This window comes from Phytohabitans kaempferiae, assembly GCF_042433955.1.
GTDB lineage: Bacteria > Actinomycetota > Actinomycetes > Mycobacteriales > Micromonosporaceae > Phytohabitans > Phytohabitans kaempferiae.
The window spans coordinates 625,130-641,939 of record NZ_JBHLUH010000004.1 but is presented as its reverse complement, the minus strand read 5'-3'; the positions used below and the strand labels follow the sequence as shown (position 1 = coordinate 641,939).

Genomic DNA, 16,810 nt, shown 5'->3' with positions numbered 1-16,810 from the left:
GAAGTTAGGCAGTAGGATTTGCGAGCCTTCCTCACCTCCCCGACTGTTAATGTCTACCACCGGTGGACGACATCGATCTGAGGCTTGTGGAGCTATTGCGGGCGAATGCCCGGCTCTCCTATGCCGAGTTGGCCCGGCAGGTCGGCCTCTCCGCCCCTGCGGTGCACGACAGGGTGGGAAAGCTGGAGAGCGGCGGGGTGATCCGTAGCTACCGCGCGGATGCTGAGCCGGAGGCGATCGGGCTCGGCGTCACCGCGCTGATCGGCCTCGTGCAGGACTCCGGCGGCGACACCGACGACGTGCTCGAGGCGCTGCGTGGGATACCCGAGATCGAGTCGTGCTACTTCATGGCCGGCGTCGAGTCGTTCCTGCTGAAGGTACGCGTGGGCACGATCGCCGAGCTGGAGAGCCTGATCGTGCGGCTCAACCGCACCGCCGGGGTCGCCTCCACGCGCACCGCCATCGCCCTGTCCACCAAGTGGGAGGATCGGCCGCAGCCCCTGTTACGGTCCGAGGATGGAAACCCTCGATCGGTGTAATGACTCCGATCGCGCCTGGGTCACCGACGCGATCGCCAAGGTCGAGGCCGACGCCAACCGTTCCGCCGACACGCACCTGCTGCCGTTTCCCCTCCCCGGCGACTGGGGCATCGACCTGTACCTCAAGGACGAGTCCGTCCACCCCACCGGCTCCCTCAAGCATCGGCTCGCCCGCTCGCTCTTCCTCTACGGGCTGTGCAACGGCTGGATCGGCCCGCGTACGACGATCGTGGAGGCGTCGTCCGGCTCGACGGCGGTCTCCGAGGCGTACTTCGCCCGCATGCTCGGCCTCCCCTTCATCGCCGTGATGCCCGCCTCCACCTCGCCGGAGAAGGTGGCGCTCATCGAGTTTCAGGGCGGCAAGTGCCACCTGGTGGAGGACCCGACCTCCGTCGTGCTCGAGGCCCGCTGGCTCGCCGAGGACACCGGTGGGCATTTCATGGACCAGTTCACGTACGCCGAGCGGGCCACCGACTGGCGCGGCAACAACAACATCGCCGAGTCGATCTACGCCCAGATGGCCCTGGAACGGCATCCGGTGCCACTCTGGGTCGTCGTGGGCGCCGGCACCGGTGGCACGAGCGCCACCATCGGCCGATACGCCCGCTACTGCCGGCACCCCACCAAGGTGTGCGTGGTCGACCCGGAAAACTCGGCCTTCTATCCCGCCTGGGAGGCGGGCGACTGGAGTCACGAGACGGGGCTGGGCTCGCGGATCGAGGGGATCGGCCGCCCGCGGGTGGAGCCGTCGTTTCAGCCCACCTTGGTAGACCGGATGGTGTGCGTGCCGGACGCCGCCTCACTCGCCGCGCTGCGTGCGGCCTCCGCACTGCTCGGGCGCCGCGTCGGCGGATCCACGGGTACGAACCTGTGGGGCGCCTTCGGCCTGATCGCCGAGATGCGGGCGGCCGGCGTGGAGGGGTCGGTGGTGACGCTGCTCTGCGACGGCGGCGAGCGGTACGCCAACACGTACTACTCGGACGAGTGGGTCGCCGCGCAAGGGCTGGACCTTGCGCCCTATCTCGGCGTGCTCGACCGCTTCCTGGCGACGGGGGTCATGCCTTCCGTGCCGCCAGGCCCGGATAGGTGAGCACATAGCCCTCCTGGTCGACCGCGAGATCGGCGCCGAAACCGTCGATGTCGAAGCGGATCGTCCGCTCGTCGACCACGCTGTAGACCTGGTCGCTCGGCAGCACCTCGAGGCTGGGCACCAGGACCCACGCCATCGTGAGCTTGTGGCTCGTGCCGGCCGGCGCGTCGAGCAGCCCCAGCCGCCGGATGGGCAGCGTGTTGGGCAGTGGGGCGCCGGCGAGGTCGACGTCGATCGCGCCGTGCAGCCGGTCAGGCTCTTCGGTGCCGGGCAGCCCGGCCGGGGCGTGACCGGCCTGGGTGAGCACTCGGTCGAGGTCACCCTGCTCGGCGGTGGTGACCCGCCACCGGCCGGCGGCCCGCTCCAGCCGCAGTGTGCGCAGCCAGCCGGCGCCCTCGACGCTCACGTCGAGGTGGGCGGTGCTCCAGGTCTCGTCGGTGACTAGCTCGTAGCGGCAGACGAACGGGATCGGGTCGGTCGCGGTCGCGACACCACGCGCGTGGAGCCCACGCCGGTCGTCCACGAGCGCCAGGTCGGTGCCGGTGGTGTCGGTGCGTTGCCACAGCAGTGCTTTGGGTAGCGTCGCCATGCCGCAGACGCTACCGCCGTAGCGACGACCGCGTCGCCCTTGCGCCGCCGATCAAGGCGTCTCCGACGGGCGCAGCGGGTCGAGTGCGGGCGACCCGCCCTCGCCAGAGCCGCCGCATGGAAAGCCGATCATGGTTTCCGCCGCAGCAGAAACCATGATCGACTTGGTAGGACTAGCGGGTGCGGGCCGCCGGGCGACGGTCGTTGTGCCGCCGGTTGCCGTGCGGGCGCTCGCCCCGCGGATGGTCACGGTGGTCACCCCGCGGGTGGTCACCGCGCGGGCGGCCGTCGTGGCGGAAGCCGCGCGGACGGTCGGTCCGGCGTGCCGGCGGCGGCGTGGGCTCCTCGACCACAGGCACGCCGCTCGGCTCCTGGGCCCCGGTCAGCTCGGCCAGCGCGGGGTCGCCAACCCGCACGCGGGCCTGGCCCGGCTCGACACCGGCCCGCTGGAGCATCGCCAGCGTGGGCTTGCGCTGCTTGGGCAGCACGAGCGTCACCACCGCGCCCGACTCGCCGGCCCGCGCCGTGCGACCGGCCCGGTGCAGGTAGTCCTTGGCGTCCTTGGGCGGGTCGATGTGCACCACGAGCGAGATGCCGTCGACGTGGATGCCGCGGGCGGCGACGTCGGTGGCGACCAGCACGTTGGTGCGCCCCTCGCGAAACTCGGCGAGCGTGCGCGTGCGCGCCCGCTGGGTCTTGCCGCCGTGCAGTGCGCCGGCCCGCACGCCGACCGCCGCGAGCTGCCCGACCAGCCGGTCGACGCCCATCTGCGTACGGGCGAACATGATCGTCCGACCCTTACGGGCGGCGATCGCGGCGGTCACGCCGAACTTGTCGTGCGGCGGGATCAGCAGCAGGTGGTGATCCATCGTGGTGACGGTCGCCACCGGCGGGGCGGTCGAGTGCGTCACCGGGTCGGTCATGAAGCGCTGCACGAGCGTGTCCACGTCGCCGTCGAGCGTCGCCGAAAAGAGCAGCCGCTGGGCACGCTCGGGCGTCTTGGCGAGCAGCTCGGTGACGTCGGGCAGGAAGCCCATGTCGGCCATCTGGTCGGCCTCGTCGAGCACGGTGACCGCGATGTCGTCGAGCGAGCAGGAGCCGCGCTCGATGAGATCCTTGAGGCGGCCGGGCGTGGCCACGAGCACCTCGACGCCACGGCGCAGCGAGTCGATCTGCCGGTCGTACGGCACGCCGCCGACCGCGGTGGTCAGGAAGACCCCGACCGCCCGGCCCAGCGGCCGCAGCGCGTCGGCGACCTGCATGGCCAGCTCACGCGTGGGCACGAGGATGAGCGCTCGGGGGCGGCGCGGCCGAGCCCGCTCGCCCTCCGCGACGCGAGCGAGCAGCGGGAGGCCGAAGGCCAGGGTCTTGCCGGAGCCGGTCTGCCCCCGGCCGAGCACGTCGCGGCCGGCCAGCGCGTCGGGGACGGTGGCCGCCTGGATCTCGAACGGAGTGAGGATGCCCTCCCGGTCCAGCTCGCGAACCAGCGGCAGGGGGAGGCCGAGGTCGGCGAAGGTGGTCTCGGTGGAGGACTCGAAGACGGATGGGAACGTGCTGGGATCAGCGAACGTGGTCAAGTAAACCTCTCAGCGGGGGGCGATTCTTCGCGTGGCCCCGCCACGGCCATGATCGGCCGCCGGTGATTCGCCCCAAAGAACGCCCAAGGACGCGCCATCGTCGAGCGCGCAGGGTCAGTAGATCTCGACAAGTGTACGGGCAGCCGCGCGTACCGCCACACGCAATACCCCGGGCGTGGGGAGGCTCACCAATCGGAATAATCCGGCGGCCGGGAGTGGCGCGGCTGATCAGCTGTTGAGGAAGCCGTCGAACAGGTCATTGAAGGCGTCTCCGGTGGCGAGGACCACCAGCGCACCGACCACGACGAGGAAGCCCAGCACCAGTGCCATGACCAAAAAGACCTTGGCGGTATTGGCGGTGGGCGCGGGGCCGTCGCTGTGCCCCTGAGAGAGGATGTGGCCGGTCAGTGAGCCCGAGTTCTCCAGCGGGCTGGCTCCGGCCGGGACCGCCATGGTCATCTGGGGCGGACCGGCATCTGAGCCGCTGTAGACCGTCCCCGGTGGACGCTGCTCGCGCGCCCACTCCCCGTACTCGGAGGAGGTCGCTACCGGCGGTGCGCTGCTTAATGGTGGGGGAGGTGGTTCTGGGGGAGGCTCCGGCTTGGCGGCCGGCGGCGGCGAGAAGAGCGGGGACACCGATTGCGGCGGCGGTGGACCGCCCGACTCACGGACCGGCGGCGGCTCGTCGACCGCACTCCACCGGCCCGGCGCGGTCGGGTTACCAGCCGGCGGCCAACTCGGCAGGGCAGCCGCCGGCACCACCGGCGACCCATGCAGCGACCCGCCCTGGTGCGGCGGCGTGACCTGCGGCAGAGGGGTTGCGGCGTGCGGCGAGGCGGCATGTGGCGGCAGCGCGTGAGGTGACGGCGCGTGCGGCCGTGCCCCGTGTGGCAACTGGGCGCTGTGTGGCGTCGCGGCGTGGGGTGGCGTCGCGGCGTGGGGTGGCCCGGCGTGCGGCGGAGGTGCCGCGGGCTGCGGTGGCGCGAAGGGGTACGGCGCGGGCTGGGGTGGCGTGGCCGACCCGTGGGGCGCCGCCGCTTGTACCGGTGCGGCCGGCGGCGGAGGTACCACCTGCGGCACCGACATCATCGGCGGAGGCGGCGGGAACGGCGGCGGTGGCTCCGGCTGCGGCGGCCCTGGCCTCGGCCTCGGTGCGGGACCAGGCTCAGGTCCGGGCTGCGGCGGGATCGGCACCGGCGGTACCGGCTCCGGCTGCGGGAACGGGTTGGGCGCCGGCCCAGGACCGGGCGGCTCCGGCGTGGGCGCTGGGGGCGGCTCGGTCGGCTCCGGGCGCGAGGGCTCGGGCTCGGTGGCACCGGCCCGGTAGACGCGGGCACGCCCAGAGGAGGGCGGCGTGGCCCCGGCCGCCTTCGCCGCTTCCTCGGCGGAGACCTGACCCAGGCCGGGCACACTCGCGCGGGCCCGCGCACCGATGGCGGAGATCAGCGAGTCAGCGCGTGGCGCGGAGCGCTGCGGCGGCACGAGGTGTTCCGACTCGCCCGCCTGTCCCGCGCCGGTGCCAGCCGCGCCGGCCGGGGCTGGTGAGGTCGGTGGTGGCGGTGGGATCAGCGCGCCACCGGGCGGCGTCGGCGTGGCGGAGGGCATCGAGTAGGCGGGCGTACTCCGAGCGGGCGGCGGCTCCGGCGGCTGCGCCTGGCCCACGCGCTCCTCCTCGGGCTGCTGCCCACCACGGGACCCGCCGGCCGAGTCGCGCCACGGCACCTCGAACGCCGACCAGGGCGAGTCGGTCTGCGGCACCTTCGGCTGGCGCCGTTCGAGCGGAGGCCCGGAAAGGGGCGCCTTCACCGGGGCGGGCAGCCCGGCCGACCCGGCGGGGGAGCCGGACACCGGCTGCGCCGGCGAGCCAGCGTCGGTCGGCGCCGCGAACCCCGACGAGGCGGCAGGTGCCTGCGCGGCAGCCGAGTACGCCGATGGGACGGCCGGCGGCAGCGTGGCCGGCGCGGGCGGCGCCGAGCTGGGCAGTGCCGAAGCGGGCAGTGCCGCTGGCGAGACGGGCGACTCACCCGCTGAGGCACTTGACTCACCCGCGCGGTATGTGCGCCCGCTCGCAAATGACGCCGGGACCTCGGCGAGGTCGGAAGGGCTGACCGGACCCGAGCCGGATACCGAGGCGCGCCCCACGATCCCCGGGCGCGGGCGCAGCACCGGCTCCGGCGGGTTGTTGGGCGTCGGGTTGGTCCACGCTGGCCCGCCCGGCCCCGCTGGCTGCGCCGGCCCCGCCGAAGGGTTGGGCCAGACCGCGGACGCGCGCCCCGAAACCGGCGGCACGCCCGCGGACGCGGGCGGGGCACTCACCGAAGCCGACCCCCGGACCGGCGTGGCAGAGCCGCCATCCTGTCCCACCGGCTCCGCCTCGGGAGCCGGCGCGGCGAAGCCGGGCCAAAGGGCGCCCTGCGGTGGGGGTGGCGGCATCTCGTACGCCTCCGGCAACTGCTCTCCTGAGGGCTCGGGCAGCATCGTGCCCACCGGTGGGGGAGGGGGTAGGGGCGGCAGCTCAGCCCCGAGGCCCGTCGGTTCGCCGGTCTTTCCGGCGGCCGGCGGATCGTGTCGCTCGTCCATCATCGCCTCCCGATCCCCCGCCGCACCGGACCGGTGACGGCCGGACCGGAGCGTCCTTCAGGTTTACCGTGCCACATCGCCCGGCGCGCGGACACCCGGAGTCGGGTAGTGGGCGTCTACCTGCCCGACCAGCCGACACACCGCGCTCAGGGGTCCACAATGCGGACAGGCGCCGAGGTGACGGCTCATCCGCCAGTGGTTGCCTCAGCGGACGCACCGGAAGAAGCGGACCCACTCGGCTCGGGCTCGGACGTCGCGGGGACGGCGCTGGTGGTCGACGGCGGGTTGGACGGCTCCTCCGCCGGATCGGTCGGCGGGTTGGGCGTCGGCTCCGGCGTGGTCGGCTCCGGGTCCGGCGTGGGTGTGGGCGGCGTCGTCGGCGGCGTGGTCGGCGCGGTCGTGGGCGGCGTCGTCGGCGGTGTCGTGGTGGGCGGCGGAGTCGTCGGCGGCTTGGTGGTGGCCGGCGGCGTGGTGCGCGGCGGGGTCGTCGGCGGGGTCGTCGGCGGCGTGGTGGGCGGGGTCGTCGGCGCGGGGACGGCGCCGTAGATCCGCGTGGCCGCGAAGAGCCGCGAATACCAGACGGTGGAGACCTTGACCACGTCGCGGCTGTTGGGCGAGTGGACCATCTTGCGATCGCCGATGTACATGCCGACGTGGTGGATACCGCTCGCCGTGCCGTTGGAGCTGAAGAAGACCAGGTCGCCGGGGAGCATCGCGGAGGTGCTGACGACGCGCGAGCGAGTGCCCGCGTACTGGTCGCGGGAGACCCGGGGCAGCGTGTAGCCGGCGTGCCGGTAGGCGGCCCACATCAGGCCGGAGCAGTCGTAGGCGTTGGGACCCTCGGCGCCCCACACGTATGGCTTGCCGAGCTCGCCGAGCGCGAAGTTGACCGCTTTGATCGCTCGCGGGTCGGCGGCGAGCCCGGCGATGTTGTCGCTGTTGAGGAAGTCGGCGCCGAGCCGGGCCTCCTGGGCCTCACGCTCCCGCTCGATGACCGCGAGCTGGGCGGCGTTGCGCTCCTTGACCTCGAGGAGCGCGGACTCCTTGGTCTTGAGCGTGGCCTCGAGGGTGGTGAACTGGCCGACGAGCGTCTGCTCCTTGGCCAGCGCCGTGTTGTACGCCTCCTGGGCGACCCGCTCGGCATCCTTGGCGCGGGACACCCTGTGCTCGGCCGCGTCACTCCCGGCGGTGGAGGACTCGCCGCGCTGGATGCGGGCCAGCTCGCTCAGACCGTGCAGGTCGGAGCCGAACGCGCCGGGCGGCAGCTCGGCCGCCTCCTTGATCGCCCGGGCGGCGGCGCTCTCCGCATCCGCCTCGGCCTCGGCGAGCGCGGCCCGCGCCTCGTCGAGCTGGCGGTGGGCGATGGCGAGATCGGTGCGGGCGAGCGCCTGCTCCTCGCGCTTCTTCAGCAGGTCTTCGCTGAGCAGGCCCAGCTCGACCTCGGCGTTGTAGATCTGCGTGGCGAGCGGCCCGGTGACCGTGGAGGGCGGCGTGAAGCCGCTCCCGGTCGCCGGCGCGGTGGCGCCGGGCAGCTGAAACGAGCCGACGGTCGCGGGGCGCGAGCCGGCGTCGGGGATCGTGTTGGGCGTCGGGTCGGCGTAGACCGGAGCGGCGAACGCGGCCGCGGCGGCAGCGCCGAGCATGGCCGACCAGGCGACGGGCCGGAGGACAGGGCTGATGAACCCGTCACGACGGCGCGCCGGTTGCCTGCCCTTGCGCTTCGCCATTCGCGCCTCCCCAAGCCGCTCGCGGTCCCATTCTGTCCTACCGCACGGCAGCAACGATGTCGATCGGCGAGGAGGTAACGGGTACCTGAGAACTCGTTAACAAACGGGGGGTGGCGAGTGTCCACAACAGCCCTGATGTGCCAAGACACAGATCAGGGCTACCGCGATGTCCATCGTGGGCAAGACCGCTGCTCCCGCAGCCTCACCCTCCGCGGTCCACATGCCCGCGGCGGCCCGCGCGTCCGGCGATCGAGGGCTTCGGCGTCGGCCCCGGTTGGCGGTACCCCTCCAAAAAGATCCTCTAGGCTCGGCGTCATGGACGCGGCGCGCAGAAAAGAGATCGAAGAGCGTGTTTACGCAGGTGACCGGGTCACCGGTGGGGACAGCGAGGAGCTCGCCGGCAGCGACGATCTTGCATGGCTCGGCCGGCTCGCCAACGATCGACGCGCGGCTCACCACGGCGACCGGGTGACCTTCCTGATCGGCGGTGGTCAGATTCCTGACAGGGAGCCCACCTCGCCGGCCGAGACACTCCGCGAGTTCGCGGTGGCCCGGCTGGCGATCATCGGCCCCCGCCATGTGACCTGCTCGACGGCGGTCCACACACCGGCCCTGGCCCAGTTGGCGCTCAACTTCGGCGTCGACGACCTGGTCGCCCCGCCCAGCGCCGACCGGGAGGAGATCCTCCATCTGATCTGGGACGCCGGCTTCCGCCCGGTCGAGCGGGACGCGGACGACAACGTGGTGCGCGTGTACGACCCGCCGCTGCCACTGGCCGAGCGGCGTGCAACCCCCCAGCAGGTCTGGGCCTGAGGGCCGGGCGAAACGGTCGAAACAGCACGGGTACGGCCTGGTCACGAGGTGTCGCGGCGGCGGCAGTACCCTCGATGGGTCATGACTGAGGCGCAGAGCACCTTTCCCCGGCGCGACGCCGACGGGCGCATCCTCGCCGTCACCGACCTGCTGGGCCTGGTCCTGGCCGGCCTGGTGATCGGCGTCCTCGCGCTGCTCGTCTTCGATGGCGGCTTCGCGCTGCTGGGTTTCGGTGAGTTCGGCAGGGCCTCCGGCTGGCTGGCCGTGATCCTGCCGGCGTGGGCGTTCGTGGAGGAGTTCCGCGCCTGGTCCTACGGCGCCGTCCGGGTGGTCGTCGCGCTGGTCGGCGCGGCGGTCTCGCTCACCTTCGGGCTGCTGGTCGCCGGCCTGTTCAACGAGGCGGGGCAGCTTTGGTCCGGCGCGCTGGCCGCGACCGCGTTCGCACTGGCGTACGCGGTGATCTGGTTCTACGGCATCCGGTGGCTGGCCCACCGGACGGGTTAGGAAAGGGCATGAGCCCGGTAATCAAGTACACGCTGGCTCGCGTCGGCCTGTTCGTGGCCGTCTTCGCCGCGCTCCTGCCGATCGAGCTCGACATCTTCATCAAGCTGATGATCGCGCTGGTCGCGTCGGCGGGTTTCTCGTTCCTCCTGCTGCGCGGGCTGCGCGACCAGGTGGCCAACCAGATGGCCGGGGCCGCGGAGCGGCGCAAGGCGGAGAAGGAGCGCCTCCGCGCCGCGCTGGCCGGCGACGAGGAGTCGAAGGGCGACGCCTAGCACCGTCCGGCACCACGACCGGCGACGCCGGGCGAAAGGTACCGGTATCCGGCCGTTCGCCCGACGCCTCCGAGATGTGGAGCGTCAGGGCGTACGCGCCACGACGCCGCCGCCGGTGACCGCGACGAATGCCTCGGGCCGGATCGTCATCACGACCCGCACGGGCGCGTCGCGGATCGGGTAGTCCATCCCGTACCGGTGCTGGAGCTCCTTGTAGAACGACGCCTCGGCGTCGTCGTCCTCGATGCTCTCGACGACGCCGCGCACCTCGAGGAAGCGGTAGCCGTCTTCGGGGTCGGCGATGCTGAGCGCGACCCGCGGCTCGCTGGTGAGGTTGCGAAACTTCTGGCGGGTCTTGGTGTGCGTCATCCGGATGCGCCCGCCGTCCCAGCCGAACCACATGACGCTGGTCTGCGGTGCGCCGTCGGGGCGCACGGTCGCCAGGTGCGCGAAGAGTGGGCGGTCGAGGAGGTCGGCGTGGCTCTCGGGCGGTTGAACGTCGGTCATGGTCAACCCAATACACCAGTGGGCGGGCCCGCCGCCAACACGACAGGCCCGCCACACCGCCCTAATGCGGCAGGCCCGCTACCTGCGGCCAGGGCTTCCACCACGGCTTGATGAGGTACGCGATGCCGCCGCTGCCGCCGGAGACACCGCCGGTCGCGTTGATCCGCTTGGTGCGCAGCCACACGGTTTCGAACTGCTCACGGGGGTAGACGTTGCGCACCGCCTCGTTGGAGGAGGAGGCCGGGTCGTTGACCACCACGTCGCCGTCGGCAGTGAAGCCCACCACGACGAAGAGATGTCCGGCGGTGCCGTAGTTGGCCCCGTCCAGCTCACTGGCGAGGAACGACTGGCTGGTGATCACCGGGATACCGGCGCGGATGAGCCGCTCCACGTCGTCGAGCGAGTGCAGCCGGGTCACGAAGCCGTCCAGCCCGGGGTACGTCGCCGCGTACGCGGTGTTGAAGGGCCAGTTGCCGGCGCCGTCGTACGTGTAGTCGTAGACCATCCGGGCCGCGTGGTTGACGGTCGGGTCGGGGTACGTGGGATCGACCCAGGCGGTGTCCTCTTCGGACGGGCCGCGTCCCCAGTACTCCACCACCATCTCGGTCGAGGTGGGCGAGCACCACGCCTCCCCGCCGCCGTCGTACTCGGGGTAGTGGCCCTCGTGCACGTTCTGCGAGTACCGAGGCACGGGCAGCTCCCGCCCCCACGCGATGCGCCCCTTGCTGAGCGGCACGGTGAAGCGGTCGGGCACGTAGGAGCTCATCGCGCCGACCATCCACACGCGGGGGGAGCGCCACTGTTCGGGCGCGCGGTAGAGGGTGAGGCGCAGCTGGTACGCGCGGAGCATCACGCCGTTGGCCACGTCGTCGATGGAGAACGTGTCGGTCCAGATGGTCGACCACGGGTCACCCTGGCGGTTGACGCTCGTGCGGCGGATGTCCTGGTCGCCGGAGGCCCAGCGCCCCATGACGTACCAGGGGGTGCGGTCGCCGGTGTTGTACGTCCCCTGCATCTCGATCTGGACCCAGGTGCCGGCGGGCGTCTCCGCGTTCCAGGAGGCGACCAGCTCGCTGGCGTCGAAGCCGACCTTGCGGACCGGTGACGTCCAGGTCGCGTACGACCAGGTCTTCGTTGTACCGGTGTGGGGATCGGTGTAGTCGTAGGTGCCGGCCGGGCGGCCGATGGTGATGCCCGTACGCACGCCGGGAAGGGCCAAGGTGCCCTCGTGCGTGCCGCCGCGCCAGTCCTGGTACGTGGACCAGCGCTGGAAGGTGATCTGTTCGTCGTGGCTCGTGGCCCCTCCGGCGACGGCCGGCACCGCGGGGGCGAGCAGGGCGAGGGCCGTGACGGCTACGGCGGTGGTTCTGACCATCCCGTCACTATCCCGTTTGAAGGGAAGTTTCGCCATAGTCGGATGCCCGGTAAATCTTTGTCGGCGGGACGACCACATTGGCATGACGGTCCGAGGGCGCGGATGTGGTGCAGTTTCCTCAACGAACCTTCTCGACCCCCGCACGGTCCGCGGACCGCACGGGGAGGACGCGGGGCGTGGGGCGCCGCGCGGTCCAGTCCAAAGAGGCTCGGAACACATGGGATCTCCCCAACCCCAGGAGGTCATGAATGTCCATCCGTCTGAAGCCCCGCCGCGTCGTCGTACTCGGTGCGACCCTGGCGGCCGGGCTACTGCTGATCACCAGCAGCCCGGGTAGCGCCACGCCCGATCCCGGCCCGAAAACGGCCGAGGTGGCCGCGCAGTACACAGTGGTCGGTCCGCGCACCTTCGCGGACCGCGACGCGATCGCCCGCACCGGCGCGGCCATCGACTACATCGAGCACGGGAAGATCTACGTCTCGGCGATCCAGTCCGAGGTGCTGGCGATCCGCAAGCTCGGCTTCCAGGTCGTGCCCGTGCCGGTCGCGGCGCCAGGCGGCATGACCACGCTCGACTTCCCGCCGGCCGACTCGGCGTACCACAACTACGCCGAGCTGAACGCGGTGGTCAACCAGGTGGTGGCGGACCATCCGAGCATCGCCCGCCGGATCACGCTGGGCAACTCGTACGAGGGCCGCGACATCATGGCCGTGAAGATCTCCGACAACGTCGCCACCGACGAGGCGGAGCCGGAGATCCTCTTCAACTCGCAGCAGCACGCGCGCGAGCACCTCACCGTGGAGATGGCGATCTACCTGCTCAACCTCTTCACGGACAACTACGGCTCGGACTCGCGGATCACCAACATCGTCAACACGCGCGAGATCTGGATCGTGCCGACGGTCAACCCGGACGGCAGCGAGTACGACATCGCCACCGGCTCGTACCGCTCGTGGCGCAAGAACCGCCAGCCCAACTCCGGCTCGTCCAATGTGGGCACCGACCTCAACCGCAACTGGTCGTACAACTGGGGTTGCTGCGGCGGCTCGTCCGGCTCGACCGGCTCCGAGACGTACCGCGGCCCGTCCGCCTTCTCCGCGCCGGAGACCCAGCGGCTGCGCGACTTCGTCAACAGCCGCGTGGTGGGGGGCGTACAGCAGATCAAGGCGAACATCGACTTCCACACGTACTCGCAGCTGGTCCTCTGGCCGTTCGGCTACACGACCGCCAACACCGCGCCGGGGCTCAACGCCGACCAGGAAGCGGTCTTCCGCACGATCGGGCAGCAGATGGCGGCCACCAACGGGTACACGCCGGAACAGTCCTCCGACCTCTACATCACCGATGGCGACAGCATCGACTGGATGTGGGGGCAGCACGGCATCTGGGCGTACACCTTCGAGATGTACCCCGGCTCGGCGGGCGGCGGCGGCTTCTACCCGCCGGACGAGGTCATCCCCGCGCAGACCTCGCGCAACCGGGAGGCGGTGCTGATCCTGAGCGAGTACGCCGACTGCCCGTACCGGGCGACCGGCAAGCAGGCGCAGTACTGCGGCACCGGCGGCGGCACGACCGTGTGGTCGGACACGTTCGAGACGAACACGGGCTGGACGGTCAACCCGTCCGGCACCGACACGGCCACGCTGGGCCAGTGGGAGCGAGGTACGGCCCAGGCGACCAACTCGAGTGGCGCCAAGCAACTCGCCCCGTTCGCCGGGAGCAACGACCTGGTGACCGGCCGCCTGGCTGGCACGAGCGCCGGTGACTACGACATCGACGGCGGCCTGACGAGCGCCCGCTCGCCCGCGGTCACGCTCCCGTCGAGCGGCACGCTGTCACTGTCGTTCGCCTGGTACCTGGCGCACGGCTCGAACTCCTCCTCGGCCGACCTCTTCCGGGTCAGCGTGGTGCACTCCGGCGGTACGACGCCGGTCCTGACCCAGGCGGGCGCGGCGAGCAACCGCAACGGCTCCTGGGCGACGGCTAACGTCAACCTGACCGCGTACGCCGGCCAGTCCATCCGCATCCTGATCGAGGCGACCGACGCCTCGACCGCGAGCCTTGTGGAGGCGGCGGTCGACAACGTCACCATCACCTCGTCGTAGCCAGCAGTTCCCACAGGAGTGGGCCCGGGGCCGTCAAGCCCCGGGCCCACATCCGTCGAGGGGCGAGGCGAACGCCACTGACCAGGGGGTCCGGGTTCCACGCTGAGGTACGGTGCAGTCGACCAGCCGCAGCGAATCCGGTGCCCAAACCGGAGCTGTCCCGCAACTGTGATGCCGTACCGGTGCAAACCGGGCGGACTAGCCAGGTCGCCTGCGGATGGTCGCGAACAAGCGCTCTCGAGGAAGGGCGCCTCGCGGGCGGAGTGGCACCTCTTTCTCCTGTCGGCGAAGCACCGGATCCTCGACCGACAGGAGGACAAGTGAAGAGACAGTTCACAGCGGTCGTCGCCGCGGTCGCCCTCGCGCTGGCCGGATGCGCGAGCGAAAACGAGGAGCCGGGCGCCGCAGGCGCGGCCGACGCCCCCGCCGCCTACCCCGTGACGGTGGGCGACATCACGCTCGACAAGCGCCCCGAGAAGATCGTGTCGCTCTCGCCGAGCGCCACCGAGATGCTCTACGCCATCGGCGCGGGCAGCCAGGTCACGGCGGTCGACGACAACTCCAACTACCCGCCCGAGGCGCCCAAGTCCGAGTTGTCCGGCTTCCAACCCAACGCGGAGGCCATCGCGGCCAAGGCGCCCGACCTGGTGGTGCTCTCCAACGACACCAACAAGGTGGTCGACCAGCTCACCACGCTGAAGATCCCGGTGTACGTGGCGGCGAGCGCGACCACGCTGGACGACACCTACAAGCAGCTCACCGACCTCGGCGAGCTCACCGGGCATCCGGACGAGGCGGCCGACACCGTGCGGCGGATGAAGGACGACATCGCCAAGCTGGTCGAAGGTATGCCGCAGCGATCGACCAAGCTCACCTACTACTACGAGCTCGACCCGACGCTGTACTCGGTGACCAGCAAGACGTTCATCGGCGCGCTCTTCTCGCTCGCCGGGCTGGAGAACATCGCCGACCCCGCCGACGCCGACGGCAAGAAGGGCGGCTACCCGCAGCTCTCGCCCGAGGCACTGATCAGCGCGAACCCCGACCTGATCTTCCTGGCCGACACCAAGTGCTGCCAGCAGTCGCTGGAGACGGTCAAGGCGCGTACCGGCTGGGCGAACATCACCGCGGTCAAGAACGGCGACGTGATCGCCCTCGACGACGACATCGCGTCGCGTTGGGGCCCGCGCGTGGTCGACCTGGTGAAATCGATCACGGACGCGGTGGCCAAGGCCCCCGCGTGACAGCTTCCTGGGAACGCCGGGCCGGCTGGATCGTCGCGGGCGTCGTGTCCGTCGTCGTCGCGGCCCTCGCCGGCCTGGCGTTCGGCCCGGTCAACCTGCCTCCGGGCAGTGTCGCGGCCGAAGTGCTCAACCTCATCCCCGGCGTACACCTGCACAGCGGGCTGGACGAGCGGGAGATCGCGATCGTCACCGAGATCCGGCTGCCGCGCGTGGTGCTGGCGCTGCTCGTGGGCGCGATGCTCGCGATCGCCGGCGCCTGCTACCAGGGCGTCTTCCGCAACCCCCTGGCCGACCCGCACCTGCTCGGCGTGGCGGCCGGCGCCGGGCTGGCGGTGACCGCGGTGATCGCGTTCCGGATCGGCACCGGGTCGGCGGGCGGCGACGTCACCTCGGGGCTCCCGCTCACCACACCGGTCGCCGCGTTCCTGGGCGCGATCGGGGCGGTCCTGCTCACGTACCTCCTCGGCGTCACCGGCGGCCGCGACCGCTCGCCGGCCACGCTGATCCTCGCCGGCGTGGCGGTCTCCGCCTTCCTCGCCGCCGGCCAGACGTACCTCATGCAGCGCAACGTCGACGCCATCCGCGAGGTCTACTCCTGGCTGCTGGGGCGGCTGGCGACCGCGGGGTGGCACGACGTGCTGGTCATCCTGCCGTACGCGGTCGTCACCGGCGCGGTGCTGCTGATCTTCCGGCGTGAGCTCGACGTGTTGTCGGTGGGCGACGACGAGGCGAGCAGCCTGGGCCTGCATCCGCAGCGCTCGCGGTACATCCTGCTCGCCGCCGCCAGCCTGGGCACCGCCGCCGCCGTGTCGGTGTCCGGTCTGATCGGGTTCGTGGGCATCATCGTGCCGCACACGATCCGGCTGCTCGCTGGCGGCAGCTACCGCGTGATCCTGCCGCTGTCGGTGCTCTTCGGGGGCGCGTTCCTCGCCTTCACCGACCTGGTCGCGCGCACTGTCGCCAGCCCCGCGGAGATCCCGATCGGCGTGGTCACCGCCTTCTTCGGCGCGCCCTTCTTCGTGCTGGTGCTGCGCACGACCAAGCGGGTCGCGCTGTGACCGCCGAGGAGCAGCCGGCGCACGCCGTGGACGCGCTCGGCGTGCGGGTCACCCTCGGTGGCGCCACGATCCTGGACGGCGTCGACCTCACGGTCGCCACCGGCGAGTGGGTCGCCGTCATCGGACCCAACGGCGCCGGCAAGTCGACCCTGTTGCGCGCCGTCGGCGGCCTGCTCCCCGCCGCTGGTGCCATCTCTCTTTTTGGTACGCACACCGAGCGCATGCCGAGGCGACAGCGGGCCCGGCTCGTGGCGACCGTCGCCCAGTCACCGGTGGTGCCGGCCGGCATGGCCGTCTTCGACTACGTGCTGCTCGGCCGCAACCCCTACATCCCGCCGCTCGGCCGCGAGTCCACCGCCGACCTGGCCGCCGCCGGCGAGGTACTGGCCCGACTCGACCTCCAGCGCTTCGCGAGCCGCCAGCTCGCCACGCTCTCCGGCGGCGAGCGGCAGCGCGTGTTCCTGGCCCGGGCGCTGGCCCAGGGCGCGCCGCTGCTGCTGCTCGACGAGCCGACCACCGCACTCGACATCGGCCACCAGCAGGATGTGCTGGACCTCGTCGACGAGCTGCGCCGGGACCGTGGGCTGACCGTGCTCGCCACCATGCACGACCTCTCCATCGCAGGCGAGTACGCCGACCGGATGGTGCTGCTCGCCAACGGCCGTGTGGCCGCCAGCGGGCCGCCACGCGAGGTGCTGACCGAGGAGCTGCTGGCGGCCCACTACGGCGCGCGCGTACGCGTCATCGACGGCGATCATGGGCCGCTGGTCGTCCCGGTACGCTCGTTCCCGCACAGCACTTGAGCCGCCCGCGCACGTCTTGATGCGGTTG

The 16,810-nt window shown here is 71.7% G+C and carries 15 protein-coding genes; 9 read left to right on the top strand and 6 right to left on the bottom strand.

Annotated features, from left to right (window positions below; translation table 11 throughout):
* Nucleotides 1-62 precede the first annotated feature (62 nt).
* Together ACFFIA_RS04175 and cds1 are read left to right on the top strand one after the other, a co-directional pair.
* Nucleotides 63-539, top strand: coding sequence for an Lrp/AsnC family transcriptional regulator (locus ACFFIA_RS04175; RefSeq protein WP_377245469.1), 477 nt, complete (start codon nt 63-65; stop codon nt 537-539).
* The gene (gene cds1 / locus ACFFIA_RS04170; RefSeq protein ID WP_377245466.1) at nt 517-1,629 is read left to right on the top strand and encodes an L-cysteine desulfhydrase Cds1; all 1,113 of its coding nucleotides are present in this window, start codon (nt 517-519) and stop codon (nt 1,627-1,629) included. The genes ACFFIA_RS04175 and cds1 overlap by 23 nt, the downstream gene beginning before the upstream one ends.
* Here cds1 and ACFFIA_RS04165 read toward each other — a convergent pair.
* From ACFFIA_RS04165 to ACFFIA_RS04150, 4 genes are all read right to left on the bottom strand, one after another.
* On the bottom strand, nt 1,595-2,218 hold the full coding sequence (locus tag ACFFIA_RS04165) for a putative glycolipid-binding domain-containing protein (RefSeq protein WP_377245463.1): 624 nt from the start codon (nt 2,216-2,218) through the stop codon (nt 1,595-1,597). The genes cds1 and ACFFIA_RS04165 overlap by 35 nt on opposite strands.
* A gap of 172 nt (nt 2,219-2,390) precedes the next feature.
* The gene (locus ACFFIA_RS04160) at nt 2,391-3,794 is read right to left on the bottom strand and encodes a DEAD/DEAH box helicase (RefSeq protein ID WP_377245460.1); all 1,404 of its coding nucleotides are present in this window, start codon (nt 3,792-3,794) and stop codon (nt 2,391-2,393) included.
* Nucleotides 3,795-4,022: 228 nt separating this feature from the next.
* Complete coding sequence (locus tag ACFFIA_RS04155) at nt 4,023-4,253, bottom strand: hypothetical protein (RefSeq protein WP_377245457.1); 231 nt, start codon at nt 4,251-4,253, stop codon at nt 4,023-4,025.
* A gap of 2,306 nt (nt 4,254-6,559) precedes the next feature.
* Entirely contained in the window at nt 6,560-8,101 is a 1,542-nt protein-coding gene (locus ACFFIA_RS04150; protein WP_377245454.1) for a C40 family peptidase, read from the bottom strand.
* A 315-nt stretch (nt 8,102-8,416) separates the two neighbouring features.
* On the opposite strand from ACFFIA_RS04150, the gene ACFFIA_RS04145 reads away from it, so the two are divergent.
* The 3 genes from ACFFIA_RS04145 (at nt 8,417) to ACFFIA_RS04135 (ending at nt 9,690) form a co-directional block, all read left to right on the top strand.
* Nucleotides 8,417-8,914, top strand: coding sequence for a hypothetical protein (locus ACFFIA_RS04145; protein WP_377245451.1), 498 nt, complete (start codon nt 8,417-8,419; stop codon nt 8,912-8,914).
* Nucleotides 8,915-8,995: 81 nt separating this feature from the next.
* Entirely contained in the window at nt 8,996-9,418 is a 423-nt protein-coding gene (locus tag ACFFIA_RS04140; RefSeq protein ID WP_377245448.1) for a hypothetical protein, read from the top strand.
* Between the two features lie 8 nt (nt 9,419-9,426).
* Nucleotides 9,427-9,690 carry a DUF4229 domain-containing protein gene (locus ACFFIA_RS04135; RefSeq protein WP_377245445.1) on the top strand — a complete coding sequence of 88 codons (264 nt, stop codon included), beginning with the start codon at nt 9,427-9,429 and terminating at the stop codon, nt 9,688-9,690.
* Between the two features lie 84 nt (nt 9,691-9,774).
* On the opposite strand, the gene ACFFIA_RS04130 is transcribed toward ACFFIA_RS04135, so the two are convergent.
* The gene (locus ACFFIA_RS04130; protein ID WP_377245442.1) at nt 9,775-10,197 is read right to left on the bottom strand and encodes a PPOX class F420-dependent oxidoreductase; all 423 of its coding nucleotides are present in this window, start codon (nt 10,195-10,197) and stop codon (nt 9,775-9,777) included.
* A gap of 61 nt (nt 10,198-10,258) precedes the next feature.
* A complete protein-coding gene (locus tag ACFFIA_RS04125; RefSeq protein WP_377245439.1) occupies nt 10,259-11,572 on the bottom strand; it encodes a C39 family peptidase in 1,314 nt (437 codons plus the stop codon).
* Between the two features lie 248 nt (nt 11,573-11,820).
* Between ACFFIA_RS04125 and ACFFIA_RS04120 the strand changes: the two genes are divergently transcribed.
* The 4 genes from ACFFIA_RS04120 to ACFFIA_RS04105 all read left to right on the top strand — a co-directional run bounded on the left by ACFFIA_RS04120 (nt 11,821) and on the right by ACFFIA_RS04105 (nt 16,782).
* Nucleotides 11,821-13,677, top strand: coding sequence for a M14 family metallopeptidase (locus ACFFIA_RS04120; RefSeq protein ID WP_377245436.1), 1,857 nt, complete (start codon nt 11,821-11,823; stop codon nt 13,675-13,677).
* A 320-nt stretch (nt 13,678-13,997) separates the two neighbouring features.
* Nucleotides 13,998-14,921 carry an ABC transporter substrate-binding protein gene (locus ACFFIA_RS04115; RefSeq protein WP_377245433.1) on the top strand — a complete coding sequence of 308 codons (924 nt, stop codon included), beginning with the start codon at nt 13,998-14,000 and terminating at the stop codon, nt 14,919-14,921.
* Nucleotides 14,885-15,979, top strand: a complete 1,095-nt coding sequence (locus ACFFIA_RS04110) for a FecCD family ABC transporter permease (RefSeq protein ID WP_377245735.1) — start codon at nt 14,885-14,887, stop codon at nt 15,977-15,979. Before ACFFIA_RS04115 ends, ACFFIA_RS04110 begins: the two co-directional genes overlap by 37 nt.
* Entirely contained in the window at nt 15,976-16,782 is an 807-nt protein-coding gene (locus tag ACFFIA_RS04105) for an ABC transporter ATP-binding protein (RefSeq protein ID WP_377245430.1), read from the top strand. The genes ACFFIA_RS04110 and ACFFIA_RS04105 overlap by 4 nt, the downstream gene beginning before the upstream one ends.
* Nucleotides 16,783-16,810 lie beyond the last annotated feature (28 nt).

Excerpts from the sequence above, each read along its gene's own strand:
- ACFFIA_RS04120 (WP_377245436.1), top strand. The coding sequence starts at position 11,821 with ATGTCCATCCGTCTGAAGCCCCGCCGCGTCGTCGTACTCGGTGCGACC.
- ACFFIA_RS04145 (WP_377245451.1), top strand. The coding sequence starts at position 8,417 with ATGGACGCGGCGCGCAGAAAAGAGATCGAAGAGCGTGTTTACGCAGGT.
- cds1 (WP_377245466.1), top strand. The coding sequence starts at position 517 with ATGGAAACCCTCGATCGGTGTAATGACTCCGATCGCGCCTGGGTCACC.
- ACFFIA_RS04130 (WP_377245442.1), bottom strand. The coding sequence starts at position 10,197 with ATGACCGACGTTCAACCGCCCGAGAGCCACGCCGACCTCCTCGACCGC.
- ACFFIA_RS04165 (WP_377245463.1), bottom strand. The coding sequence starts at position 2,218 with ATGGCGACGCTACCCAAAGCACTGCTGTGGCAACGCACCGACACCACC.
- ACFFIA_RS04155 (WP_377245457.1), bottom strand. The coding sequence starts at position 4,253 with ATGACCATGGCGGTCCCGGCCGGAGCCAGCCCGCTGGAGAACTCGGGC.
- ACFFIA_RS04150 (WP_377245454.1), bottom strand. The coding sequence starts at position 8,101 with ATGGCGAAGCGCAAGGGCAGGCAACCGGCGCGCCGTCGTGACGGGTTC.
- ACFFIA_RS04125 (WP_377245439.1), bottom strand. The coding sequence starts at position 11,572 with ATGGTCAGAACCACCGCCGTAGCCGTCACGGCCCTCGCCCTGCTCGCC.
- ACFFIA_RS04135 (WP_377245445.1), top strand. The coding sequence starts at position 9,427 with ATGAGCCCGGTAATCAAGTACACGCTGGCTCGCGTCGGCCTGTTCGTG.
- ACFFIA_RS04140 (WP_377245448.1), top strand. The coding sequence starts at position 8,996 with ATGACTGAGGCGCAGAGCACCTTTCCCCGGCGCGACGCCGACGGGCGC.